The 25,100-nt window shown below is 43.5% G+C and carries 18 protein-coding genes and 1 tRNA gene; 7 read left to right on the forward strand and 12 right to left on the reverse strand.

Annotated elements, in window-relative coordinates; translation table 11 throughout:
- The first annotated feature begins 57 nt into the window (after positions 1–57).
- The 3 genes from fucO (at position 58) to HMPREF9007_RS06910 (ending at position 2,809) form a co-directional block, all read left to right on the forward strand.
- Positions 58–1,212: a lactaldehyde reductase gene (gene fucO / locus HMPREF9007_RS06920; RefSeq protein ID WP_008762704.1), complete on the forward strand. Its 1,155-nt coding sequence runs from the start codon at positions 58–60 to the stop codon at positions 1,210–1,212.
- A gap of 141 nt (positions 1,213–1,353) precedes the next feature.
- On the forward strand, positions 1,354–2,253 hold the full coding sequence (locus HMPREF9007_RS06915) for an AraC family transcriptional regulator (RefSeq protein WP_008762705.1): 900 nt from the start codon (positions 1,354–1,356) through the stop codon (positions 2,251–2,253).
- 124 nt (positions 2,254–2,377) lie between these two features.
- Entirely contained in the window at positions 2,378–2,809 is a 432-nt protein-coding gene (locus tag HMPREF9007_RS06910; RefSeq protein WP_008762706.1) for a DUF4890 domain-containing protein, read from the forward strand.
- A gap of 322 nt (positions 2,810–3,131) precedes the next feature.
- Here HMPREF9007_RS06910 and HMPREF9007_RS06905 read toward each other — a convergent pair.
- A tRNA-Met gene (locus HMPREF9007_RS06905) sits at positions 3,132–3,204 on the reverse strand.
- Positions 3,205–3,443: 239 nt separating this feature from the next.
- Between HMPREF9007_RS06905 and HMPREF9007_RS06900 the strand changes: the two genes are divergently transcribed.
- The 4 genes from HMPREF9007_RS06900 (at position 3,444) to HMPREF9007_RS06885 (ending at position 7,915) form a co-directional block, all read left to right on the forward strand.
- Positions 3,444–4,034 (forward strand): TetR/AcrR family transcriptional regulator, encoded by a 591-nt coding sequence (locus tag HMPREF9007_RS06900; RefSeq protein WP_008762707.1) that lies wholly within the window; start codon positions 3,444–3,446, stop codon positions 4,032–4,034.
- A 16-nt stretch (positions 4,035–4,050) separates the two neighbouring features.
- On the forward strand, positions 4,051–4,797 hold the full coding sequence (gene fabG / locus HMPREF9007_RS06895; RefSeq protein ID WP_008762708.1) for a 3-oxoacyl-[acyl-carrier-protein] reductase: 747 nt from the start codon (positions 4,051–4,053) through the stop codon (positions 4,795–4,797).
- Positions 4,798–4,806: 9 nt separating this feature from the next.
- Complete coding sequence (locus tag HMPREF9007_RS06890; protein ID WP_008762709.1) at positions 4,807–5,478, forward strand: RNA pseudouridine synthase; 672 nt, start codon at positions 4,807–4,809, stop codon at positions 5,476–5,478.
- 175 nt (positions 5,479–5,653) lie between these two features.
- A complete protein-coding gene (locus HMPREF9007_RS06885; protein WP_008762710.1) occupies positions 5,654–7,915 on the forward strand; it encodes a GH92 family glycosyl hydrolase in 2,262 nt (753 codons plus the stop codon).
- Between the two features lie 260 nt (positions 7,916–8,175).
- On the opposite strand, the gene HMPREF9007_RS06880 is transcribed toward HMPREF9007_RS06885, so the two are convergent.
- From HMPREF9007_RS06880 to HMPREF9007_RS06830, 11 genes are all read right to left on the reverse strand, one after another.
- Complete coding sequence (locus tag HMPREF9007_RS06880; RefSeq protein WP_008762711.1) at positions 8,176–11,775, reverse strand: glycoside hydrolase family 38 C-terminal domain-containing protein; 3,600 nt, start codon at positions 11,773–11,775, stop codon at positions 8,176–8,178.
- Positions 11,776–12,367: 592 nt separating this feature from the next.
- The gene (locus tag HMPREF9007_RS06875; RefSeq protein WP_008762712.1) at positions 12,368–13,042 is read right to left on the reverse strand and encodes a glycosyltransferase; all 675 of its coding nucleotides are present in this window, start codon (positions 13,040–13,042) and stop codon (positions 12,368–12,370) included.
- Between the two features lie 21 nt (positions 13,043–13,063).
- On the reverse strand, positions 13,064–13,765 hold the full coding sequence (locus HMPREF9007_RS06870) for a glycosyltransferase (RefSeq protein WP_008762713.1): 702 nt from the start codon (positions 13,763–13,765) through the stop codon (positions 13,064–13,066).
- Between the two features lie 4 nt (positions 13,766–13,769).
- A complete protein-coding gene (locus HMPREF9007_RS06865) occupies positions 13,770–14,570 on the reverse strand; it encodes a hypothetical protein (RefSeq protein WP_008762714.1) in 801 nt (266 codons plus the stop codon).
- 83 nt (positions 14,571–14,653) lie between these two features.
- A complete protein-coding gene (locus HMPREF9007_RS06860; protein ID WP_032850583.1) occupies positions 14,654–15,595 on the reverse strand; it encodes a hypothetical protein in 942 nt (313 codons plus the stop codon).
- Between the two features lie 83 nt (positions 15,596–15,678).
- A complete protein-coding gene (locus HMPREF9007_RS06855) occupies positions 15,679–17,100 on the reverse strand; it encodes a DUF6734 family protein (protein WP_008762716.1) in 1,422 nt (473 codons plus the stop codon).
- Between the two features lie 247 nt (positions 17,101–17,347).
- The gene (locus HMPREF9007_RS06850) at positions 17,348–18,499 is read right to left on the reverse strand and encodes a glycoside hydrolase family 130 protein (protein ID WP_008762717.1); all 1,152 of its coding nucleotides are present in this window, start codon (positions 18,497–18,499) and stop codon (positions 17,348–17,350) included.
- A gap of 446 nt (positions 18,500–18,945) precedes the next feature.
- Positions 18,946–20,328, reverse strand: a complete 1,383-nt coding sequence (locus HMPREF9007_RS06845) for a glycoside hydrolase family 125 protein (RefSeq protein WP_308198268.1) — start codon at positions 20,326–20,328, stop codon at positions 18,946–18,948.
- Positions 20,329–20,435: 107 nt separating this feature from the next.
- A complete protein-coding gene (locus HMPREF9007_RS06840; protein ID WP_008762719.1) occupies positions 20,436–21,599 on the reverse strand; it encodes a glycoside hydrolase family 76 protein in 1,164 nt (387 codons plus the stop codon).
- Positions 21,600–21,633: 34 nt separating this feature from the next.
- A complete protein-coding gene (locus HMPREF9007_RS06835; protein WP_008762720.1) occupies positions 21,634–22,581 on the reverse strand; it encodes an endonuclease/exonuclease/phosphatase family protein in 948 nt (315 codons plus the stop codon).
- A 58-nt stretch (positions 22,582–22,639) separates the two neighbouring features.
- Complete coding sequence (locus HMPREF9007_RS06830; protein WP_008762721.1) at positions 22,640–24,922, reverse strand: GH92 family glycosyl hydrolase; 2,283 nt, start codon at positions 24,920–24,922, stop codon at positions 22,640–22,642.
- Positions 24,923–25,100 lie beyond the last annotated feature (178 nt).

Here is a 25,100-nt window from a genome sequence, read left to right on the forward strand (position 1 = left end):
CGCAGCATTTTCTATCGATGGAGAATGTTGCGGTAACTTTAAAATTATGACACAACTATGAATCGCATTATTCTGAATGAGACCTCTTATTTCGGTGCAGGATGCCGGAGTGTAATTGCTGTGGAAGCAGCCAGACGTGGCTTTAAGAAAGCCTTTTTCGTAACAGATAAAGACCTTATCAAATTTGGTGTTGCGGCCGAAATCATTAAAGTATTTGATGACAATCATATTCCGTATGAACTTTATAGTGATGTAAAGGCTAACCCTACCATTGCTAATGTGCAGAATGGTGTGGCTGCCTATAAGGCTTCCGGTGCAGACTTTATCGTAGCTTTGGGTGGTGGTTCTTCTATCGACACGGCAAAGGGGATTGGTATTGTTGTGAATAACCCGGATTTTGCCGATGTGAAATCTTTGGAAGGTGTGGCTGATACCAAACATAAGGCTGTTCCTACCTTTGCATTGCCTACTACTGCCGGAACTGCTGCTGAAGTGACTATCAATTATGTGATTATCGACGAAGATGCACGCAAGAAAATGGTATGTGTAGACCCGAACGATATCCCTGCTGTAGCTATTGTAGATCCGGAACTGATGTATTCCATGCCGAAAGGACTGACTGCCGCTACAGGTATGGACGCGCTGACTCACGCTATCGAAAGTTATATAACTCCGGGTGCATGGGCTATGAGTGATATGTTCGAACTGAAAGCGATTGAAATGATTGCTCAGAACTTGAAAGCGGCGGTAGATAACGGTAAAGACACAGTTGCCCGCGAAGCAATGTCGCAGGCTCAATATATTGCCGGCATGGGATTCTCCAATGTAGGTTTGGGAATCGTACATTCCATGGCTCACCCGTTGGGCGCTTTCTATGATACTCCTCACGGCGTTGCCAATGCGTTGTTGTTGCCTTATGTCATGGAGTACAATGCAGAGTCTCCGGCTGCTCCGAAATATATCCATATTGCCAAGGCGATGGGCGTCAATACAGACGGTATGACAGAAGCTGAAGGTGTGAAGGCGGCTATCGAGGCAGTGAAAGCGCTTTCTCTGAGTATCGGTATCCCACAGAAATTGCATGAAATCAATGTGAAGGAAGAGGATATTCCGGCATTGGCGGTGGCTGCATTCAATGACGTTTGCACAGGTGGTAATCCACGTCCTACGTCAGTAGCGGAAATTGAAGTATTATATCGGAAAGCATTCTGATTTTAATTGTATAAGGTTTGTTTTTTATAAGCATCCGGAGGATCTGGACAGGTGCTCCGGATGTTTTTTTACTGTTTAGCGTGTGTTTTTTGAAAATAATTCCTACTTTTGTTCAATTCAATTGTATGAAAACACGCCTGTATGACTGAGGATAATAATCTGGGATTAGAATTTAAATACTTGATAGTTAATGACATGGACCGCAAATTCGGTCTGTGGGTGAATACGGTTGGCTATCAGTCTATCCCTCCCGATTCTCCTTATCCGCTGAAGGAGCATCCGTCCGGTTACTACTTCAATGCCGAAAAAGGAAGAGTATTGCGGGAATATCAATTGGTCTATATTACAAAAGGGCGCGGTTTGTTTTCTTCCGATTCTACTCCTGAAAGACAAGTTTGTAAAGGTCGGCTGATGGTGTTGTTTCCCGGACAGTGGCATACTTATTATCCATTGCGGCAGACCGGATGGACGGAATATTACATTGGTTTTGAAGGTCCGGCGATTGATACGATTGTGGGCGATGCCTTTCTTTCTCAGGAAAGACAGATATTGGAAGTCGGTATTAATGAAGAACTGGTATCTTTGTTTTCCCGCGCTTTGGAAGTGGCAGAAGCGGATAAAATATCTGCCCAGCAATACCTTTCCGGAATCGTACTTCACATGATTGGTATGATTCTTTCGATTTCCAAGAATAAGGTCTTCGAGATGAGTGATGTCGATCAGAAGATCGAACAGGCAAAGATACTTATGAATGAAAATGTATCCGGCAATATTGATCCGGAGGAACTGGCGATGAGACTGAATATCAGTTACTCATGGTTCCGCAGGGTTTTTAAGGAATATACCGGCTATGCACCCGCCAAATATTTTCAGGAACTGAAACTTCGTAAAGCCAAGCAAATGTTGGTGGGAACTTCCCAGTCAGTAAAAGAAATTTCTTTTTTTCTGGGCTTCCAGTCTACCGAATATTTTTTCTCCTTTTTCAAAAAACGTACCGGGCTTACTCCGCTTGAATACCGCTCGTTCGGTCGGGAAGAATAAACATAAAGTTATTTATTGTTAATCTCCTCGATGTGATTTAACCTTTCCGTTTTAATCTGGTCAAATATAATATTGCAATGATGCAATCAGTTTATTATCAGATTAACTATAAAAGAAAAAAGAAATGAAAAGAATCGTATTTTGGATGGTAGCTTTGCTACTGATGAGTGGTATGGCAATGGCACAAGGAAATCGCCAGGGTGGAAGACAACAGATGGATCCGAAAACCCGTGCGGAACGTATGACAGAGCGTATGGTGAAAGAATACTCTTTGAATGAAGATCAAAAGCAACAATTACAGGATGTCAACCTTACATGGGTGCAAAAGATGGCTGCTAATCAGGGCGGACGTTCGAAAGATAATAAAGCTGCCAAGATGACTAAGGAAGAGCGGGAAAAGAAGATGGCGGAAATGAAGAAGTCCCGTGAAGATTATGATGCCCAGTTGAAGAAGATTATGACTAAAGAACAATACGATAGCTATGTGAAAAAACAGGCTGAACGTGAGAAACAGATGAAAGAAGGGCGTCAGAACCGGCAAAAAAGACAAGGGTAATATAGATTGTAATGAATGGATGTACTTCCTTTCGGAAGAAGAATTAAGGAGATACTACTGATTTTTGAGGTAGTATCTTTTTTTGTATTCGGGTGATTCTTATTTTGCTTCTTGAGGTTGTGAACAAGTCACATCCTGCTTGTTTAAAAACGAGTCTCTTATGTAGTTAATTTGTTTGTTACTAATTAATTAACCTGTTAATAACTTTATTGATAACGTGGTTGATATAAAATTGGGATTGTGAATAAACGAACTGTAAACAGTGGAATCTAACCGGAGAGAGATAAAAAAAGAACCGCTTGAAAAGCGATTCTTTAGTAAGTTGCGGAGATCCGACTCGAACGAATGACCTTTGGGTTATGAGCCCAACGAGCTACCAACTGCTCCACTCCGCGATGTTTAACGGGTGCAAAGGTACGGCTTTTCTTGAATAAAACAAATTATTCTCCAATTATTTTTTAGAAAAAAGATTGTGTTATCTATATTGTGCTGAAAATGAGAGAAGTATTGATGGAACTTTTTTTTAGTACCTATTAATATACAAATGTTAATATTCTGTGCGTTTTCTTGTGTGGTCTAAAGAAAAGAATTACTTTTGCTCAAAATATTCAGCAATGTGCAATTTGTATAACCTATGACCGTATCAAAAACGAAAGCCAAGTTAGTAGACGTTGCCCGCCAGCTTTTCGCAAAGATGGGGGTGGAGAACACTACAATGAACGATATCGCCCTCGCTTCGAAAAAAGGTAGAAGAACGCTTTATACCTATTTTAAAAGTAAGGATGAAATCTATTTGGCTGTTGTAGAATCGGAATTGGATATCTTGTCGGATATGATGAAGAGGGTGGCTGATAAAAATATTTCGCCGGACGACAAACTGTTGGAACTGATATATACCCGATTGGATGCAGTAAAGGAGGTCGTTTATCGGAATGGAACCCTGCGTGCTTATTTCTTCCGTGATATATGGCGGGTAGAAAAAGTGCGAAAGAAATTTGATGCGAAAGAAATCCAGATTTTTAAGACTGTTCTTTTGGAAGGTCAGGCGAAAGGAGTGTTTCACATTGATGATGTGGAGATGACTGCCGATTTGATACATTACTGTGTGAAGGGAATTGAAGTTCCTTATATCCGTGGGCATATAGGAGCTCATCTAGACGAAGAAACAAGAAATAAATATGTGTCCAACATTGTGTTTGGCGCACTGCATAGAACAGAAATTTAATTAAATAACTTTTAGTATGGGATTATTAGACGGAAAAACAGCCATTGTAACCGGTGCCGCCCGTGGTATTGGTAAGGCTATCGCTCTGAAGTTTGCTGCCGAAGGTGCAAACATTGCATTTACTGACCTGGTCATTGACGAAAATGCAGAAAAAACAAGGGTAGAACTGGAAGCAATGGGGGTGAAAGCCAAAGGTTATGCTTCTAACGCTGCTAACTTTGAAGATACTGCAAAGGTCGTAGAAGAAATCCATAAGGACTTCGGACGTATCGATATTCTGGTGAACAACGCAGGTATCACTCGCGACGGGCTGATGATGCGTATGAGCGAACAACAATGGGATATGGTAATCAATGTGAACCTGAAGTCAGCGTTCAACTTTATCCACGCTTGTACACCTGTCATGATGCGTCAGAAAGCTGGTAGCATTATCAATATGGCATCTGTGGTAGGTGTTCACGGTAATGCGGGACAGGCTAACTATGCTGCTTCCAAAGCCGGTATGATTGCATTGGCCAAGTCTATCGCACAAGAATTGGGCTCTCGTGGTATCCGCGCCAACGCCATTGCTCCGGGATTCATCCTGACAGATATGACTGCCGCTCTTTCTGACGAAGTAAGAGCTGAATGGGCAAAGAAAATTCCTTTGCGTCGTGGCGGTACTCCTGAAGATGTGGCAAACATCGCTACCTTCCTGGCATCAGATATGTCTTCTTACGTATCAGGTCAGGTGATTCAGGTAGATGGTGGTATGAATATGTAATCGAACAGTATGACTGTCGTATACGAAGACAACCATATAATTGTAGTCAACAAGACCGCTTCCGAGATTGTCCAGGCAGACAAGACGGGCGATACACCGCTTTCGGAAACTGTGAAGCAGTACCTGAAAGAGAAGTATCATAAACCCGGAAATGTTTTCATCGGTGTGACACACCGGCTGGACCGCCCCGTAAGCGGTCTTGTTATTTTTGCCAAAACGAGTAAGGCACTCACCCGTCTGAACGAGATGTTCCGTACCAGTGAAGTGAAAAAGACCTACTGGGCAGTAGTGAAGAATGCCCCCAAAGAGCCGGAAGGTGAATTGGTGCATTATCTGGCACGTAACGAGAAGCAGAACAAGAGTTTTGCTTATGACAAAGAAGTGCCGAACAGCAAGAAAGCGATTCTGAATTACCGGCTGATCGGACATTCGGAGAATTACTATCTGCTTGAAGTAGACTTGAAAACCGGACGTCATCATCAGATTCGTTGCCAGTTGGCAAAAATGGGATGTCCCATTAAAGGAGACCTTAAATATGGCGCTCCGCGTTCCAATCCCGATGGCAGTATTTGCCTGCATGCGCGGAAGGTACGCTTCATCCATCCCGTGTCAAAAGAGCTGATAGAGCTCGAAGCCCCTCTTCCCGAAGGAAATTTATGGAAAGGATTTGAACTGCTTTAGTCAGTGCAAGTCCTTTTTCTTTTGCCAAAAGAGTAAATATCCCTGCCATCCATTCGGTAAACTCTGGCGACAGCCTGATAGTTCCGGAATAGAGTTTATATTTGCATCATGAAAACTATAATTCATGAAGTAAATCCTACCATGAAACAATTTCGAATTAACAAGAAAAATACAGATGAACGCATTTAAACTTTTAATGGCTGCTTCCTGCTTTTTAGGTCTGGCAACGAGCGGAGTGGCAAAACAGGACTATTCAAAGAGTGAGGGATTGTTACAGTATGTCGATCCTTATATCGGCTCCGGTTTTCACGGGCATGTATTTGTCGGAACGAGTGTTCCGTACGGCATGGTGCAACTCGGACCCAACAATATCCATAAAGGCTGGGACTGGTGTTCGGGATATCATTATTCCGACAGTATTCTGATTGGTTTCTCTCATACTCATTTAAGCGGTACGGGATGTACCGATCTGGGGGATATTCTGATTATGCCTCTCAATGAAATCCGTACTCCCAGAGGTAACCAGGATGATATACGTGACGGTTATGCGTCGAAATACTCACATGACAATGAGATAGCCCGTCCGGAATATTATTCTTTAATTCTGGACAGATACAATATCAAGGCCGAACTGACAGCTACTGACCGGGTAGGTTTTCATCGTTATACCTATCCCGAAGGAAAACCGGCCTCTATACTGATTGACCTGCGTGAAGGAAACGGTTCCAATGCATACGACAGCTATATCCGCAAAGTAGATGACTATACAGTGGAAGGTTATCGGTATGTCAGAGGGTGGAGCCCGTCGCGAAAAGTATACTTTGTGCTGAAGAGCGATCAGAAGATCGAGAAATTTACAGCTTATGACGATAATACCCCCAAACTTTGGGATCAACTGAAAGTAGAATCGGTGAAAAGTGTGCTTACTTTCGGCAATGTGAAAGAAGTAAAGATTAAAGTGGCTATTTCTTCCGTAAGTTGTGACAATGCAGCGATGAACCTGCAAGCGGAACTTTCTCACTGGGACTTCGACAAGGTGGTGAAGATGAGCAGTGACCGCTGGAACAAACAGTTGGATAAGATGACCGTAGAATCAGACGATGAGGCTGCCAAACGTGTGTTTTATACCGCACACTATCATACCATGATCGCTCCTACATTGTATTGTGATGTCAATGGTGAGTATCGGGGGATGAATGATATGATTTACACAGACCCGAAGAAAGCGAATTATACTACTCTCTCCCTTTGGGATACTTATCGCGCCTTGAATCCTCTGATGACTATCATTCAGCCCGAAATGGTGGACAATGTAATTAATTCAATGCTTTCCATTTATCGGCAACAGGATAAACTTCCTATCTGGCCTTTGATGAGCGGTGAAACAAATTGTATGCCGGGATATAGCTCTGTTCCGGTGATTGCAGATGCTTATCTGAAAGGATTTACCGGATTTGATGCGGAAGAAGCCTTGGCGGCTATGAAAGCGACAGCAACTTATGAAAGGCAGAACGGAGTTCCTTACGTGATGGCCAAAGGGTATATCCCTGCTGATAAAATCCACGAAGCTACTTCCATCGCTATGGAATATGCAGTAGATGACTGGGGAATCGCCGCTATGGCACAAAAGATGGGGAAGACGGCTGATTATGAGACATTCTCGAAGCGTGCCCATTACTATAAGAACTATTTCGATTCTTCTATCCATTTCATCCGTCCGAAACTGGAAGACGGTTCATGGCGTACTCCGTACGATCCGGCACGTTCTATTCACGGAGTCGGCGATTTCTGTGAGGGCAACGGATGGCAATATACATTCTTCGCTCCGCAAGATCCGTATGGATTGATCAGCCTGTTTGGCGGTGACAAGCCGTTTACATCGAAGCTCGACAGCTTCTTTACGAATAATGACAGTATGGGTGAAGGTGCTTCCAGTGATATCACCGGTCTGATCGGACAATATGCGCATGGCAATGAGCCGAGCCATCACATAGCCTATCTCTATACCTATGCCGGCGAACAGTGGAAAACTGCGGAAAAGGTTCGTTTCATCATGAGCGACTTCTACACAGATCAGCCGGACGGTATCATCGGTAATGAAGACTGTGGACAAATGTCTGCATGGTATCTCCTTTCGGCTATGGGATTCTATCAGGTGAATCCGTCTGACGGTGTGTTTGCTTTCGGCAGTCCTCGTTTTAAAAAGATAGAAGTGAAAGTGCGTGGTGGTAAAGTGTTTACTGTTGAAGCACCGAATAATAGTAAAGATAATATCTATATTCAGAAGGTTTATCTGAACGGCAAACCTTATCATAAAAGTTATATTACGTACGATGATATAATTAACGGCAGTACTTTAAAATTTGAGATGGGCAAAAAGCCTGCCAAGAATTTTGGTAAAGCTTCTGCCAATAGGCCGATCGTTTTGAATAAATAGGTAAAAGATAGTTTTTAGGATAGGTATTGGTTAGGATGATGAACGCCTTCAAGTGTTTGCGGAAGCATATATTTGAAGGCGTTTTCTTATTGTCAATGACAGATATAGGGATGAAAAAAGAAGGTGTGTCAAAAGTCAGTAGTAACTAAACTCCCCTCCTACGGGTACTCCTCCTTCCTGAAGGAGGAGAGTTTAGTTACTTTTGACTTTTGAAACGCCTTCTTTTTGTGAGATATTACTTCTGTTTTACTTTCGGTTTATCAATAAACCTCCAACTCGTAGATTCTTGCAGCCTTCAGACTGTTGTTTTGTGTAGATTGTGTAACCAGCAGTCTGACGTAACGTACCGAAGTCGGCTTAAACTGGCGAACTACCGTGTTTTTCTTGTTATCACTCAGTTCATCAATCGTTTTCCATTCTTCGTCCGGACTGTTTCTGCCTTGTAAGAAGCAGGTATGAGTGATAAAGACGCTGCCTTCATTTCCGGCATTTACCAACTTCCATCCACGGATCGTCTGTTCCTTTCCGAAGTCGAAGTCAATGTAGTTGGGAGCCGTGCTTGTATCACACCATTTCGTCTTCACATCACCGTCTACGGCATATCTTGCAACTTCTTTTTCGTTGGTTTCACCGGAACATTTGATTAGTTTGGCTTGTTTCAACAGGTTTGTTTTAGTCGTCGCTTCTTCTCCATTGTCTGCTTTCAAGGCTGTGCGGAACAATTCCGAGGCCGGAGTTACTGCCGGATACTTCTCATTAACCAGCGTTGCGGCAAATAATACGATATCTGCATGATCCGGCAAAGTAACCGTAGTCGCTCCTTTAGGAATATCCATGCCAAACTTGAACATATACGTAAACTCATAAGCCTCATCTTTGTCAGAAGCATGACGGTGAGTGCCGACATAAGCGATTTCTGCATCTTTCAGGAAGCCTTCCGTATGTCCCAGATGCTCCCACTGACCGATAAAACCGGTATAGGAAGGTACGGTGATTTCCTGTGAGTTGTTACCGGTGCTGAAGGTAGCAACTGCATCTTCACCGGCAGAGGCTGCCAGGAAATAGATACGGTTGTAAGAATGTCCGGTTGGCAACTGAAGTATATTGCCTTTGCAAGTCAAACCATTGGCAATTTCTTTCTCTCCCAGGCGGAAAGGAATGCCGTCAGCTTTCAGGATGGAGTCGGGGAGAAGTTCTGCTGCATAGCTGTTGCCCGATTCGAAGTTCCCTTCTTTGCGGAAAGCATTCCAGCTGAAACATCTGCGATCATAGTCCAAAGGAAGATAAGCGCATGCCGGAGCTTGAAGATCAGCTTTTTTCTTCAGCTTCACTTTAAATGTCTGTATGCTGTAGGGAGCGATGGATACATTCAGCTGGTTCTTGTTGAAGTCAGCACTGCCGATCTCTTTTTCCGTACCGTCTGCAAGTACTGCCTTCTCTATTTCACCGGCAAAGGTGATGGCTGCCTGTTGCGGAGCTGCGCCTCCTGTTTCATATACACGTACTACATATTCATCGGATACTTCCGCTTTTTTCAGCGCTTTGATAACGACTTGATCGTTGCTTGAACGTACAAAAGCAAATTCTTTACCTAGTGTTCCGGCATGTTTCGGACTGCTGAAGGCTTTGATCGGCTGATTCAGAATTTCAGCTTTGATGGCGGTGGCGGGTTTGTCAAGTGCTCCGTTATGTCCTGTGAGGCTATAAGTAAATGTATGGAAGCCGAAGTCCTGGTGATCCTGATAAGCGTAATTTCCTTTTGTTTCCGGTGTATGGAGAAGAGTCAGACGGATGGTATTGTTATCCGGTTTATCCCAGCCATATTTACTGTCATTCAGGATCGATACACCGTAGCTGTTGTTCTTATCGGTCAGGTCTGCCCATTGCTGCGCATATACTTCGTAAGCGGTCTGTACATTATTGCCTCTTTCCACGCTGCCGATTCCCAGATCGTAAGTAGCTTTTTCATTTTCTATATTCAGAGGAAACTCTGCTTTCAGCAGCGTGTTTGTTGACTGCCAGTCTATTTCGTTATAGAAATCTATGCGGTCGGCACGGCTGCCTTCGTAGAGGCGGATGTATTGCTTGAAGAGCGATTTGCCATACTTCTTCTCAATGCAGAGTGCTTTACGGAGTGCGCCGTTTTCCACTAAAGTGATCTTTGCGCCGTCTGTGATGGAGACAGGTTCACGGTCGATGGTCTCTTTCAAGATTTCCCATGCAGGCCATGCGTACGACTTGTTTTCGGTGAAGAGTGCCAGGCGAATCGCTTTTCCATCTTTTACGAGTTCTTTGTTGTTGCGCTTGTCGGTCAGTGAGATGATATCTCCGTTTTTATCCAGTGTGATTTTGTAGACGGAGTTTTCGATGGCTGAGGCGGCTGAAGGAGAGATCGTTTTTTCAGATCCTCCGGTGCGGACATCGTACACTGCATAACTGTTTGCGGGCAGTGACGCTGCAACCAGGATGTGAGCACGTCCGTTCTCGTAACCGATCATTTGCGAAGCGACTTTCTTGCCTTGTGCATTGTATACAGTGAAGCCTTTCGGGGCTTTAGGCTGTTCGAGGATGATCTCTGTCAAGTCCGATACCGGGAAAGCGTTTGCATTATAAAGAACGACAGGCGTTCCTTTCACACGTGTATCCATCTGTCCGGCAATGGCGTTGACGGAAGAAGTCAGTACTTGTGAGAATTGTTTCAGAGAGATCAGTTCATCGTTCCATGAGAACTCATAGGCACGGGGGATACTCGTTCCCGTCAGGTCATCATGGAATTGATGGAAGATGAAACGTTTCCATGCCTCCGTCAGCGTGTGTTGCGGATAGCTGGCAGTACCCAACCATTCGGCAGCGACCGCCGCTCTTTCTGCTGCATCGCCCAACTGTTCGTTTTGCCGGTTGTACAGCTTCATGGCTGCCTGCGAAGTGTAGCAACCTGTTCCGTGAACATCCATCAATAACTCTCCGTCAAATACCGGCAGTTCCGGGTGATTGTTGAACGGCAGATAATCTTTGAACAACTGATCGCTGGTAGCACTGATCACCTCTACCGGACCATCACCTTTGATTCCCTGTTCTACAGAACGTACCGAACCCAGAGTAGGAGAACCACCGATGTCCCCTGTTCCATAATAGCGGTAGACCGTATTGAGCGGAGTACGTTGGGCTAATTTTTCCAGATCTTTATTCTTCGAGAGATCTTCGTTGTTCCATTTGCGTCCGTAGTCATATCCGTGGGCTAGCATTACTTGTTTGCCGTCAATGCCCTTCCAGAGTCCGATGGTAAACGGATGCTTGCTCTTTCCGTAGAAGGGATGATTACGCCAGTCCAGTTTCTGTGAAGAGAAGCCGATCAGTCCGCAGTGTGCGGCAATGGTGGGAAGCGTCCATCCGAATCCGAAGCAGTCCGGCAGGAAGATATCCGTTCCTTCTTTTCCGAACTCTTGCCGGTAGTACGTCTGTCCGAGCATGATGTTACGGATGGAGGCTTCGACGGAAGGAACCAACACATCACTTGCTTCCCAGCTACTTCCGGCGATATGCCAGCGGCCTTCCTCGATGAATTTCTTCATCTCTTCATACTGTTTGGGATAGTATTCCTTCATCCACGCATACTTCACTCCCCCTTCAAAGTTGAAAACGTATTCGGGATATTTCTTTAGCAGAAATAAGTTCTGACTAATGGTATTCCAGACATATTCGTTGATTGTTGTCTGGATGTCCCAGTTCCACTGGGTGTCGAGGTGGGCGTCCGACACCATATAGGCTTTCACCTTTTTCTTCGCGGTGTCATCTTGTGCATAGCTTCCTCCTGCTAAGGCAAGGGCGAGGGCTACGGCAATTACTTTTTTGTTCATCATGGTTTATTTTTAACAAGTTTAGTAGTTTACAAATTTATACAAAACTAATGGAATTAATTCTATTAGGGTTTAGAATAGTACTTCTTTATGGAAATGGCACGGATATTTACCTTTTTGGCACCACTTTACATCTAGAAAGTATTCTTGTCCGGTTCGGGCTGCATCTTGTCAGTCATAAAGAATGATTGCTCAAGAAGCTTTTTGTCATTCAAAACGTGTCCAAATATAGCGGATTTCGAATGATTAGCTGTCCTTTGTAGTGCCAATATGTAGGCAAATATATTTTGTCTGTTCAGAGTACTCTATGGATAATTAGGGTATAAGATAAGTAGCTGATTATCATTCTATAATATATGTTTGTGAACAATGAAAGTACAGCAGGTGTCGGCAATGACAAACCAGTGTCAATACTCTCTGACCATTTTATCTTATCATGTTTTTTAGATGTTGCGGTAATAACTCCAATGATATGCTCTCCATTTGTTTCCCGGTCATTACGTTTATTGCAGTTGATGTAGAAAAGAAATTTACAATGATTCTTTTAGTGTTTGTTGATAAAATAGCTTTTCTTGCATAACTTGGTTATATAAACTCAAATTCCCGTTCTCCATGTTCCGGCATGCAGATGAGCTGCATAATCTCCAAAGTGGCATGAGATTTCATTGTGATAAGGTTGCCTGCACCTTTTATCTGTATTTCTTAATAATGTGATGTCTGGATACATTCCATAGTTATCCCAATATGTGTCTGTTAGTAGGCCGGGACCTGTTATGTCTAAAATCTCCTGTTGCGATTTTAAGATTATTGTGGCTCTTTCTGCCATTTCATCCATTATTCTGCGTAAAAAAGGATGTTTAGGGATTCCACCGAACATATAGTTGGCTATTCGAAGTCGATATCTTAAATTCAAGGCTTCTTGCTCTGCCTGGCAGACAATTTTCTCTTCTCCTAAAACCAAATTATACTTTCTCAACTCATCAAGTGGCTTTAAACTTAACATATCTAAATCCATATAGAATCCTCCATAGAGGTATACAAGGGCTAATCTTAAGAAGTCTGCTTTTTGTACATTGTGATAGAATGCATTATAGGCTTCGATGTATTCAGGTAAATCTTGATTTAATATATCCTGTGCATCATCCTTATTATATAGGCGGATATTCCAGTCCGGATGATTGACTTGTATTTCTTGTTTGCATTTCTCGAATAGTTCGGGGAACGGTTCATCTTTGCGTAGAAAGATAAGGTGTATATTCTTAGGGATCATTATTTATTTTATTTTTAAAGGTTACTTACCAAACCAGGTACCAAAGAAATAGTGTATGGCATGAGCCTGATTGATACGCTCTTCCATTTCTTCAGGAATCTGGTTGTTTTTTATTTTCTCTACCTCCCATTGTCCGATAGGATATATTGTCTTTGATTCGAGGATACGTATGTCTTCTTTATGTGGAAATGCGTTGAATGCATGCGTTAGCAAGAAAGGGCCTGTGGAATCCAGTATATCAAATCCGTTATTAACAACTTTCCCACCGGAATGATTGATTAACCTTTGGCATACAAAGTTGATAAAATCATTATCGGGTGTTGAGGCCATGAAAGCGTTGCAAATGATATATTCAAAACCAAAGCGTTTAGCATGCCAGTCGGGTTCCTTACCTACGATAAAATCCGATCCTTCTAGTAAAAACTCAATATTTTCGAGGCACTCGAAATCCATGTCTACGTACAATCCTCCATAAACTTTCAAGAGAAGATAGCGTATAGCGTCTGCTCTTTGTATGTTACAAGGATATGCATCATACTTCTCCAAAAAATCAGGGAAATGTTTGTGGACAAATTCCCTGTTCATTTCATCTGTCCATAGGACATATTCCCAATTCGGAAGATATTCTTTCCATGTTTGTGGTAGTTGGTCAAGAGGAAAAGGTATATCTTTTCTTTTCCATGTTTGGTGGATAATTCTTGGGATTCTTAAATAGTTCTCCATAGTTTTATTGTTGAAATATTTTCTTCTCTTTTATCTTTTCTCTTCTGTGTCGAATGATCGTTTTTTCGTTTTTTAACATGTCTGGGGTATAGATTTGTGGTTGATAATATGCCTCTTCCAGTTTTTTAAACTTTCCATCCGGCATTATCTGATATTTAGTATCTATACGTTGCCCTTTCAGGTTATCGAGGTGTATAAAATTTTTCTTTATACTATCGAACTGAATGATGTAATTATTATCAGGAAAGTTCAACTGTTGAACATTCACCGTAAAATCTTTATTGATTTGTGCTTCCATGGTTCTAGCTTTGCTGCATGTTCCAGGCCATTCACAAATGGGAATGTAGTCAATGATTGCTCCTGCAAAATTGAATGTAACTAACCAATGTTTATCCATATCGTGAAGAGCTGACCAAGTTCTGACTATTCCCATGATATATTTTCCATTAGTATCTTCAATGAGAGAAAGAACTGTTTCAATAGGAGGTCTCTTGTCTCTTTTGTCAAGATTAGCATAGAATGGAGAATTGCTTATTCTATAAGATGTACCTTGAGTTACTGCTCTCGTATGTTCAAAATCATCACGAGAGATACTGTTGTTGTCTTGGTAAACAAAGAATGAAATATCATAATTGATGGGTAGCTTTAGGAACTCATTTTTTGAAAAGACATAGAATACACGTTGCAAGTTCTTTTCTTTTATATCTGATAGCTTCACTAAAGAAGTGACTTTGTAGCTGTTTTGGCCATACATAGATAGTCCGCTTGCCATTATTAATATAATTAAAAATGCTACTTTTTTCATGGTTGATTATTATTTATAGATGATGATAGAGTCCACGGTAAAAGTGGACTCTATCGTTTCGTTCTAGGTTATACATTTTTATATTATAAAGATGTTGTATCATATTTCCCACCGTCGTTGGGTCTTACTTGAGTTACAGTATAATATCTGTTAGCAACCTTTGTGCTTCCCTCTAGCTTTAAATTTTCGGTTTTGTAGTAAAGGCGATTAATGTTGCTACATCCATCATCAGAGTTGGAAGTTGCATTATCCATAAATGTATAGTAATACTGTTGTCGTGAAGTATCATATCCTCTTCCTGTAACTACAATAAAATGGTCTGTACCGTCGATGTTTGGATTTAAATCGAGATCATAATCCACTCCTACTATGATAACTCGTTTTGCATTGAGATGTTTATCGATACATTCAATTGCATTTTTGTAGTTTTGAGCTGGATCATTTCCCCAGTTTGTTAATAATCCATTTGCAGAATCAACTAGCTTAAAAACATTTAAGCTACTTCCGTAATTGGATAATCCATATTTTTTTAGTGTTTCTTTGCAAAGACTTAAGCAATTAGCTCCTTCTCTCCAACCAACAAACCTACTTTTGTCCATTAATTCTATTGGATCTTTGGGAACGGGTTTGTCTCCACCTCCAGGTTTCGGACCATCACCGCTAGTTCCTCCACCGCTAGTTCCTCCACCGCTAGTTCCTCCACCACTAGTTCCACCACCAGTCCACCCGCTACCACTTCCCCAATCTCCACTTCCCCAGTGTCCGCTTCCCCAATACTCGCCAGAACCACTACCGGAACCGAAACCTGATCCGCTACCGTAGATAGTTACGTCCGGTGTCATCCATCCAATGCCACATACATAGACGGTGGTATCTAAGGCTCCTTGGGCATTAAGCCGTTGATAAACTTCTTCTGTCATGCAATCATTGGGACCTGTACCTGCCCCTGAATTGTAACTGGAGATCAATATGGTTTGGTTGATCCCTCTTAATTTTAATTTCTCCGCTTTACTTTTCTTTTCCATAATACATGATAATTTTAGTGTTTATAAATAAAGTCGTTTCTTTTGGATGCATAGATAAGTTTATACACTTGTTTAAGTTGAAATCAATTGATACATATCACCCCATGATAAAGAAGATATTCTACTTCCGTCAGAATTAATTTGTAAGTTTGTTCTTTATCTTTGCTGATTTCAGATGAAAAACAAGGTAGCAATTCGTTGAACAGACATTCAAATGTCTTCTCTTCTTCTATGAGAATCAGAATATTATAACATAAATCGTTAATAAGCACTTCTTTAAAACCCTCATATAGCAGACATGGAATGCATACTATATCAAAGTGGTCTGAATGGCACTCTTTGTTTATACGTTCTTTAAGCAGTTTTTTTGCTTCTGTCGGCCAGGGTTCCGGAATTTCGTAAATGGATAGGTAGGGATTTCTATTAATAGTAAATATGGCTTGTTCCTCTTTTCCGGCATTTAGAAACATGAAATAGGAAGATGAGCATTTCTCCCAATCATACAGATCGGTATAAGATAGCTTTTCCCATTTTTTGGACAAAGAATGAAGATAATCTTGATAGGATGCAATACACATTTGTACACTCAAATCGGGGAAGGTAGTATTTTTAGCCTTGTTTTGCATTCGCTTATGATTATTCGCGAACAATTCTACTACTCTATTGTAATAGTCAGGATATTTATTTAATAGAGTTTTGCTAAGTAAATCACAAATCCGTTGGTTCTTTTTATGTCCGCCGATGATATGTAATAGTTTGGCTTTGTCGTATAGATAAAAATTACAGAAATCATCATAAATGTATCCATTGTCACGAACGCTGTGATCAAGGACTGTTGCCACAGGTTTGTTATAACTGTTTGACTGGGCATAAAACAATATTTGTTCAAAGAGGATATTGTTATTTATGTGAATATCTTTGCTGTTTATATCATTTAAATGGTTTGATTCGATAAAGTTAAATGCAGTCCGGCAGTATTCAGCTATAAACTCCAAGTCATTTCCTCCGATAATTCCTGCATTATATGACATGATAGAGTCTTTTTCTAATTCTTTTTTTAGGAAGGATGGCATTAATAAATCTTTTTGTAGAATATGATTCATCATACTTTTATAATAACTGCTTCCTATTTCTTTGTTCTGAGCAATCAATTCACTCATCTCTATGGTGTTGTCTAGTTTATTAGGCAAATATACATCTCCGTCTACATGTATGAAGGGTTCTTTTTGGAGTGAATAGGTTAATAACTTGGGATATGCCCAATGAGGTTCAGGGCAAGTTAGATTGTCGTATTGAATGATGATATCTGTATACGGTAGTTTCAATTGTTCGGCAAAGATTTCATATCCATGGGAATCGGTATATAAAACGATATTTTGATAGTTGTCTTTTAAAGAAAGACAACTTAATGCCCATGACATTAAATGGTATTGTGGATTCATCCATCCAAAACTATTGTCTAACAATGAATTATTTCCATGCCAAAAGGTTTGTACTATTTTCATAACTATTGATTTGTTGTGTGTTATTTCTATAGTGATAAAATTAGTAATAATGTGGAGGAAAAGGTCCTTCAGATAGGGCTAATTCGCATGGTTGGCGCAAATGTTTACTTTTTTGGCAGTGAAATATGTTTTTTGTGCATCAATCTTGATAAATATAAGAACTGCAAGGATCAGCACAACCTCTGTTCATTCAGAATTGTGTAATCCTTGCAGTTTTATTTATGTCGGGTAGAAAGAAACAGTTTGTTTAGGGCAGCGGATCTGCGGCAGCAGGTTTCTTCGGATTGTAGATAGCCATACCCACCTTGGAATCTGCGCAACCATAATACAGATACCATTTATCCTTATAATAAACCATCCCTTCGATGAACACCGTTCCGTCTACGTACTGCCCGCTCTTTTCGAAACTATCCATCGGGCGGAAGAACGGTTCGTCGAGACGGGTGATGAAACGGGTCGGGTCATTGGCGTCGAAGAGGGCTTGTCCGGCAGCGTAAACATTGGCGGTATAGCGTTTGTCGCCTCTGCTTGCACTGTTTTTACCATTATACAGAAGTACGATTCCCTTTGGAGTATAAATAGCTGGAGGACCGCATTCCGTCAGCTGGCTGTCGAAGTGTCCGTCACGGGGTGAAAACAGTTTTCTCAGCGAGCCGTCCGTATTTACGTATGGAGTCCAGTTGACTAAATCTTCGGAAGTGGCGGCAAACACATGTTCCTCTCCCCAATACATGAAGTATTTTCCGTCGATTTTCTTGATCACCTGTTTCCCATTGACAACTTCAGTCAGAATGGAGCCGGACTTGCATCCTAAATTGAAGAACTTGCCGTCATACGCTTTGGCAAAAGCGGGACCGTGCTTTGTCCAGTCTTTCAGATTGCGGGAAGTGGCTATTGCCAGACGCGGAATGTGGCGGTTCCATTGCGTATAGGTCATCACATACAGTCCTTCTGCTGTGACGGCGATACGCGGGTCTTCGCATCCGCCCGGCCATTCCAGTTTCTTTTGAGTATCGTTATCCGGATAAAATACCGGGGTCTTTTCCCGCTTGAAGTGAATGCCGTCACTCGAAGTGGCGTATCCGAGACGTGAGGTACGGTGACCGATACCGACACCGGATTTATCTTCTGCCCGATACAGCACGACAATCTTGCCGTCATGCAGGGTAGCTGCCGGATTGAAAGTGTCATTGGATTCCCATGCAACGTAATCCTGTGTCATCGGACAATAGAATTTCGTGTTCTCTATAGGAGATATCACCGGATTAGCTCCCTGTGGTCGTTCGAAGCCTCCGAATGCCCAGTCGGGTAATACGTTCTTTTTGTCGTTGGAAGGTTGTCCCAAGGCGGTACAAGTCATCATGGTTGTAGTAACCAGAAATAAAAAGGTTGATTTCATATTATATAATTATTATTGGGGGAGTATATACTCTCTACATATAAATTAAAAAATAAAAAATTGCTGTCATCTGTCACATAAATGGGGGCAAATGAATGATTATGTGATTGTTATGAGGTGACGGCAAGGTGTGATAGCAGAGTGACAGTAGTTTTGCTGTCACTGTGGCATCGCGGAGACGCTTACGGCGAAGAAGGTCGGTTTCTGCGCCTTGATACCAAAGTTTCATCGGCGAGAAACTAAAGTTTCAGCGGTGAGAAACTATGGTTTCATCAGTGAGAAACTTTAGTTCCAGCGGCTTGAAACTTTAGTTTCGGAAGCTTGAAACTTTAGTTTCAAAGGCATGGAAACTCTTGTTTCATACAGTGAAACGATTGGTTCCAAAGCATGGAACTATCGGTTTCACCGTATGAAGCAGTTATCTTATAAGTAAGATGGAGTAGAGACTACTGAATGCTGTTCAATAAGTCCACTTTGCCTTCATTGACCAGTTTGAGGATCAGCTCTCCGAACAACGTATTCTGCCATGCAAACCATGCACGGGTAAAGTTTTTCGGGTCGTTTTTGTTGAATGATTCGTGCATGAAGCCGGTACCTGCATCCGTATCCATCAGCATTTTGATGCAAGTTTTGATTTCTGCGTCATTCTGGCTGGTGAAGGCTTTCATCATGATACTCATGGGCCATATCATGTCATATCCGATATGCGGACCTCCGATACCTTCCCCGGCACTGCCTTTGAAGAAGTAAGGATTGTCTTCGCTCCATACAAACTTGCGGGTATTCTGATAAATCGGATCAGTCACTTTGACGTCACCCAGATAAGGCAAAGCGATGAGACTCGGCACGTTGGCGTCGTCCATCAGTAGCTGATTGCCGAAGCCATCTACCTCGAAAGCATAAATCTTACCGTATTTCGGATGGTTGCAGACAGCATATTTCTTTAATGCTTTTTCTACTTCATCCGCCAGTGCGGTACATTCTTTGGCCAGCGCCGGTTTCTTGTTCACGGTGTTCAGAATTTCGGCAGCTTTGCGCAAGGAAGTGACGGCAAAGAAGTTGGAAGGAACGAGGAACTGGAAAGTTGTAGCGTCATCCGAAGGGCGGAAAGCGGAAGCAATCAGTCCGACAGGTTTTACCGGATTGCCCCAGCCGTCATTGGTCATGGTGTCGAGTGCGCGTTCGGTCTTACGCTGGAATCTGTACGGACCTTTCGCGTCGTCCTTACGCTGCTGTTCCTTGAAAGTCTTCAGCACATTTGCGATGGCCTGCAGCCATTCGTCGGAGAATACGCTGGCATCTCCCGTTGTTTTCCAGTAATGGTATGCCAGGCGGATCGGGTAGCAGAGAGAGTCGATTTCCCATTTGCGTTCGTGAAGTTCCGGTTTCATGTCCGTCAGGTCGCTCATCCATTCGCCTCCTTCGGAGTTCATGTTGAAGGCGTTGGCGTACGGGTCGATATTGATACATTTAAACTGGCGGTTGATGACTCCTGCCAGCATCTTTTTCAGTTCGGGGTCTTTATTGGCAAGCTGCACATACGGCCATACCTGCGCACCGGAGTCGCGGAGCCACATGGCGTGGATGTCTCCGGTGTATACAAAAGTGTCCTCTTTTCCGTCGAAGTGAACGGTAGTGTCCAGTGTGTTCGGGAAGCAGTTCTCGAACATCCATGCCAGTTTCGCATTGGTCAGTAGTTGCTTGATGTGGTCAATCTGCCGTTCCACTTCCTGCGATACGAATAAGCGCTTGGAGGCTTCGGGGCGGTTGGTCTGGTAATTATTGACCCGGGTATTGTCTTGCTGGGTCACAAATTCGCGGTTTTCCATTGCTTGCACGCCGGCAGCGCCCGAAAGTGCTGCGCAGAGGCAAAGTGTTTTGGTTATATTCATGGTAATTGTTTTTTTAATTCATGTAAGGGTTAATAATCAATGTTTTATTTCTCGATTTCAGCGAACAGCTCGATCAGGCAGGCATTATCGAGCAGCCATTTATAAGGTTCCTCGTTATGTCCCGACCAGTCTCTGCCCAGTAATCCGTTGGCATCCCGATAGTTTCTCCATGCGTGGAGCGCGTTCTCTGCCATCGCACGGACATAAGTCGGGTTGTGGTCAATCTTCTCCAGCGCCTTGAAGCCTCTGAACAGAATCACGTTAAACCACGACATATCCTTGTGTACCTTGACTGACGGGTCTTTCTTATCTGCTTTCGAACGGAAAAAGGCATCGGTTCCCGCGGCTGTCTTCTGGGCATCGCGCAAGTAATCCTTGTCTCCTGTCTCTTCGTACAGCAATACGCCTGCCTGAATCATTTGTCCACTGTTGTAGGCGTACTTGTCTTTCGAGACTTTCCCTTTCAGGTTGATATTGTCCCAGTAAAGGAAGTCGTCGGGATCACACAAGTGTTTTCTGGTCCATGCGTAAGTTTCCTTGGCCTTGTCCAGATACTTTTTGTCCTTCGTCAGACGATATAGCTTGACGCCGAGTACTGTTGACGGGGCATTGGAGCAGGTGTGCTTCGCTTCTTTCTGCTGTTCGCACCAGAAGATTCCTCCGCCCAGTTCGTCACTCCAGCCGCTGTAGATGTATTCGTACAGGGCAATGGCCTTTTTCAGATAGTCGGCCTTCTTTGTGAGGCGGTAGTAGTCGCAATAATCCAGTGCGATCCAGATGTTGTCATCGTAGTAGCGTCCATGCTGACCGTATTTGACTGGGTACGACTGATAGCATGCCGGAAGGCGTTCTCCGTCCCAGTACTGTTCCAATCCCGGCAGGATGCGCTTTTCCAGTATCGTCTTGTACTTCTTGTCTCCGGTGGCCTGGTACATGGCTACGCAACCGGACATCATCCCTGAGTAGGGCCACAGAAAGGAGGCCTTCAAGGTTCCGTTCTGCTGTGCTCCGCCCGCCAGATAAGTGATTTTCTGGTCGGGATTCACGGGATATGTTTCGGTAAGCAGCCCGTCTTCCGTCTGATATAAATTCAGAACATTGTCGAGGATAGAGTCGGCAATGGACACGAAAGGATGATTTTTCACCGTTTTTCCGGAAGCGGAAGCGAGGCAAAACAACATACAGGCTACAAAACATATATTTCTCATATGGGTATCAGATTATTTAATGAAGTATTCGGGGTTATTTTTGCTGACGTTGGTCAAACACCAATTCCACTTTTACAGGGAAATGGTCGGATGGCGTACGTGCTTCATAAGCCTTAATGGTGATCTCTTCCGGACAATCTCTCACGTCCTCCTTTTTACTGTTTTCCCGTACACTCCGATAGGTATCTGTCAGCACACCGTATCTCTTGACGTGGAAAGAAGGTGAAACGAAGATATGGTCGATGCGGCTTTCGGTAAAACTGTTCGGATCGAAGTTGTTGAAAGTTCCGTTGAGCGCATATCGGTAGTCGCACTTCTCGTAAGAATCGCAGAGGACGCCTTTGCTGACAAATGCGTCGTAGGACTGGTGGGTCTGGTCGACGTTGAAGTCTCCCGTCAGGATAGCCGGCAGATTCTTGCCTCTTCCCAGTTCTTTCATCTTTTCCTGTACGAGGAAAGCGCTCTCCACACGGGCTTTCTTGCCGATGTGGTCCATGTGGAGATTGAAGAACAGAAACTCGAAACCGGTATCTTTGCATTTGAAGTGCCCCCAGCTGCAAATGCGAGGCAATACGGCATCCCAGCCTTTGCTCGGTACGTCCGGAGTTTCCGACAGCCAGAAATCTCCTTTCTCTACGATGTCGAATTTGTCGGTGCGGTAGAAGATAGCGGAGTGTTCGCCTTTGTCTTTACCGTCGTCGCGCCCTACACCGATATAGTCATAGCCGGGAAGGGCTTCTTTCATGTCTTTCAGTTGGTGAAGGAAGCATTCCTGTGTGCCGAAAATATCGAAGTCGTGGTATTGCACGATCTGGGCAATCACCGGATAACGCTGTCCCCATCCGTCTCCACGGGCGGAGTCGGAACCGTTGGCATTTCTCAGGTTGTAGGAGGCAACGGTGAGCGAAGTAGGCTGATAGCTCTGACAGTTGCAGAAGACTATCGCTGCAAGAACGATAAATAAAAGGTTTCTTAGTTTCATGTTTTCTTTAGTTTGTTTGGATTAGATCATTCATTAAAGCATTCAAAAGTACGACATTTTATTCAAATGAAAGGGAATAGGGAATATCTTTTTCAGTCGTTCCCCGCTGTTTGTTCGGCGTAGGACTCATCTGATACTGGATATTCGCTCCTTTCAGTAATTGGTCGTGCGTCAGATAATTGCGGGTGAATGCCTTGCCATTTACCTTCATATCCTTCACATAACGGTTGTCGGTGTTATTGTTGCTTGCTTTTATTGTGACGGTTTTTCCATTTTCCAGATGCAGCTTGGCTGACTTGAAAAGGGGAGTTCCCAGAATGTACTGATCTGTTCCCGGACAAACGGGGTAGAATCCTAAAGCCGAGAAGACATACCAGGCAGAAGTCTGACCGTTGTCTTCGTCACCGCAATATCCGTCGGGGCCTGCCGTGTAGAGCTTGTCCATGATTTCACGAACCCAATGCTGGGCTTTCCAAGGTTCTCCCGAATAGTTGTAAAGATAAACCATGTGCTGGATAGGCTGGTTGCCGTGAGCGTACTGTCCCATGTTCATTACCTGCATTTCACGCATTTCGTGGATCATGCCACGGCTTTCCATACCCTGTTTGCCCGGAATGACAAAGACGGAATCCATCATGTTGTTGAATTCTTTCTTGCCTCCCATCAGGTCGATCAGTCCTTGCGGATCATGGAATACGCAGAAACTCCAGTGCCAGCTGTTGCCTTCGCAGAACTCGCCGCTCCAGTCTACTGCATCAAATTTGGGGTTGAACACACCTTTGTCGTCTTTGCCTACCATCAGTTTGCGTTTCGGGTGGTAGACGTTCTTGTAGTTCAGTGCACGTTGTTTGAAGATGTCGATTTCGCTTGCCGGTTTGCCCAGTTTCTTGCCTAGCGTGTAGATGGTCCAGTCGTTGTACGCATATTCCAGCGTACGGGCAACATTCTGTCCTATACCGATATTGTTGGGGACATAACCCAGTTTGTTGTAGGCGTCGTATGCAAGGCGGCCCGAAGCTGTGCCACGGAGATGGGCGTTTGCGTCATGTTTCAATGCTTCCCAAAGTGTTTCGATGTCATATCCGCGCAGTCCTTTGATATAGGCGTCGGCTACTACGGAAGCGGAGTTGTTGCCGACCATACAGTCACGGTGTCCGGGACTTGCCCATTCCGGAAGGAATCCGCTTTCAAGGTACGCATTGACCAGTCCTTCCTGCATCTTCTGATTCATGGACGGATACATCAGGTTCAGGAATGGGAACAGACAGCGGAACGTATCCCAAAAGCCGGTATCCGTAAACATATAGCCCGGTAGCACTTTTCCGTTGTAAGGGCTGTAGTGTACGACCTGTCCTTTGGCGTCTATTTCATAAAAGCTGCGTGGGAACAGCATCGAACGATAGAGGCAGGAATAGAAAGTGCGCAGATTGTCGATATTATCGTCTTCCACATCTACTTTGCTCATTTCACGGTTCCAGATGTCTTTTCCTTTAGTGACCAGCTGGTCGAAACTATCCTTGCCCAATTCTTTGAGATTCAGTTCCGCCTGCTCATAACTGATAAAAGAAGAAGCGACACGTGCGTGAACGATCTCCCCTTTTTGGGTAGCGAATCCGATGATCGCTCCGGTATGGTTGCCCTGAACTTCTGTTTCGTTCGGGAGAATGTTGTTCTCTTTCACGCCGGAAGTAAAGGTAAACGGTTTGTCGAACTGGATGACAAAATAATTCTTGAAGTTCTCCGGCACTCCGCCGCTGTTCTTGGTAGAATAACCGATGATCTTGTTTTCTTCCGGAATCACCTTTACATAAGAGCCTTTGTCGAATGCGTCGATAACGACATAAGCGTTCTTGGTTTCCGGATACGTGAAACGGAACATAGCGGCACGCTCCGTCGGAACGAGTTCCGTAGTAACGTCGTGGTCTGCGAGATATACCTTATAATAATAAGGTTTGGCAACCTCCGCTTTGTGCGAGAACCAGCTGGCACGTTGGTCCTGGTCGAATACCAGTCCGCCTGTGATCGGCATGATGGAAAACTGACCGTAGTCGTTCATCCACGGGCTGGGTTGATGTGTTTGTTTGAAGCCCCGGATTTTGTCGGCATTGTAGGTATATGCCCAACCGTCCCCCATTTTTCCGGTTTGCGGTGTCCAGAAGTTCATTCCCCACGGCAGTGCCGTGGCCGGATAGGTATTTCCGGTCGATAACTCAAACTTGGACTGCGTTCCTACCAGCGTGCTGACATAGTCTACCGGATTCTTGACGGCAGAAATTTGCATGCTGTACAACACCGCACCTCCAATAAATAACAGGTGTTTAAATGAAAAATGTGTTTTCATGAACAAATGAATTTATGAATAAAATTAGTTTCTGTGACGAAAATAGAGAGAAAAGGAATGCCGCTACCGGAAGTCGAAACACTAAATCGCCCTGTGGCGCTATAGTTAACCAAACTGGCACGCATTCTTACATATATTCTGTGCCAAAAAAGTGCTGGAAAGTTTTTTTGTTTACCTT

Source organism: Bacteroides sp. 1_1_14 (assembly GCF_000162515.1).
GTDB lineage: Bacteria > Bacteroidota > Bacteroidia > Bacteroidales > Bacteroidaceae > Bacteroides > Bacteroides thetaiotaomicron.

Excerpts from the sequence above, each read along its gene's own strand:
- fucO (WP_008762704.1), top strand. The coding sequence starts at position 58 with ATGAATCGCATTATTCTGAATGAGACCTCTTATTTCGGTGCAGGATGC.
- HMPREF9007_RS06915 (WP_008762705.1), top strand. The coding sequence starts at position 1,354 with ATGACTGAGGATAATAATCTGGGATTAGAATTTAAATACTTGATAGTT.
- HMPREF9007_RS06910 (WP_008762706.1), top strand. The coding sequence starts at position 2,378 with ATGAAAAGAATCGTATTTTGGATGGTAGCTTTGCTACTGATGAGTGGT.
- HMPREF9007_RS06900 (WP_008762707.1), top strand. The coding sequence starts at position 3,444 with ATGACCGTATCAAAAACGAAAGCCAAGTTAGTAGACGTTGCCCGCCAG.
- fabG (WP_008762708.1), top strand. The coding sequence starts at position 4,051 with ATGGGATTATTAGACGGAAAAACAGCCATTGTAACCGGTGCCGCCCGT.
- HMPREF9007_RS06890 (WP_008762709.1), top strand. The coding sequence starts at position 4,807 with ATGACTGTCGTATACGAAGACAACCATATAATTGTAGTCAACAAGACC.
- HMPREF9007_RS06885 (WP_008762710.1), top strand. The coding sequence starts at position 5,654 with ATGAACGCATTTAAACTTTTAATGGCTGCTTCCTGCTTTTTAGGTCTG.
- HMPREF9007_RS06880 (WP_008762711.1), bottom strand. The coding sequence starts at position 11,775 with ATGATGAACAAAAAAGTAATTGCCGTAGCCCTCGCCCTTGCCTTAGCA.
- HMPREF9007_RS06875 (WP_008762712.1), bottom strand. The coding sequence starts at position 13,042 with ATGATCCCTAAGAATATACACCTTATCTTTCTACGCAAAGATGAACCG.
- HMPREF9007_RS06870 (WP_008762713.1), bottom strand. The coding sequence starts at position 13,765 with ATGGAGAACTATTTAAGAATCCCAAGAATTATCCACCAAACATGGAAA.
- HMPREF9007_RS06865 (WP_008762714.1), bottom strand. The coding sequence starts at position 14,570 with ATGAAAAAAGTAGCATTTTTAATTATATTAATAATGGCAAGCGGACTA.
- HMPREF9007_RS06860 (WP_032850583.1), bottom strand. The coding sequence starts at position 15,595 with ATGGAAAAGAAAAGTAAAGCGGAGAAATTAAAATTAAGAGGGATCAAC.
- HMPREF9007_RS06855 (WP_008762716.1), bottom strand. The coding sequence starts at position 17,100 with ATGAAAATAGTACAAACCTTTTGGCATGGAAATAATTCATTGTTAGAC.
- HMPREF9007_RS06850 (WP_008762717.1), bottom strand. The coding sequence starts at position 18,499 with ATGAAATCAACCTTTTTATTTCTGGTTACTACAACCATGATGACTTGT.
- HMPREF9007_RS06845 (WP_308198268.1), bottom strand. The coding sequence starts at position 20,328 with ATGGAAAACCGCGAATTTGTGACCCAGCAAGACAATACCCGGGTCAAT.
- HMPREF9007_RS06840 (WP_008762719.1), bottom strand. The coding sequence starts at position 21,599 with ATGAGAAATATATGTTTTGTAGCCTGTATGTTGTTTTGCCTCGCTTCC.
- HMPREF9007_RS06835 (WP_008762720.1), bottom strand. The coding sequence starts at position 22,581 with ATGAAACTAAGAAACCTTTTATTTATCGTTCTTGCAGCGATAGTCTTC.
- HMPREF9007_RS06830 (WP_008762721.1), bottom strand. The coding sequence starts at position 24,922 with ATGAAAACACATTTTTCATTTAAACACCTGTTATTTATTGGAGGTGCG.